This is a genomic window from Flavobacterium sp. FlaQc-30, from assembly GCF_044005885.1.
GTDB lineage: Bacteria > Bacteroidota > Bacteroidia > Flavobacteriales > Flavobacteriaceae > Flavobacterium.
Genome location: NZ_JBIPCO010000039.1, coordinates 1 through 328 on the forward strand (window position 1 = coordinate 1; position 328 = coordinate 328).

Sequence of the window (328 nt, forward strand, 5' to 3'; positions counted from 1 at the left end):
CTTATGATGCGACAGGAAAAACATTAACGTATCAGCCAGAAAGCGGATCTGCAACAGTAATAAAACTTGTTGATATGGTTGGAGATGCAGAAACGCTGACAACCTTAGAGAAAAACGCAGCCAACGACGGAAAATATGTTTACAAGAGCGAAAATGATACAGAAACTACAATTGATGTTGTAGCGGATGTAATCAATAACTCAAGCACAATTTTAAGCGATCCTAAGTTTGTAACTGAATTGACTCAATTTGTAGACGCAAAAGAAACGGTTACAACAATAACAAACAACAATAACGGAACCTATACTTATGCAAATGAGGCAGGAGA

1 pseudogene is annotated in these 328 nt (G+C 37.2%); it reads left to right on the forward strand.

Annotated features, from left to right (window positions below):
• Positions 1–328, forward strand: a pseudogene (locus ACHRV0_RS21645) (hypothetical protein); the annotation flags it as partial.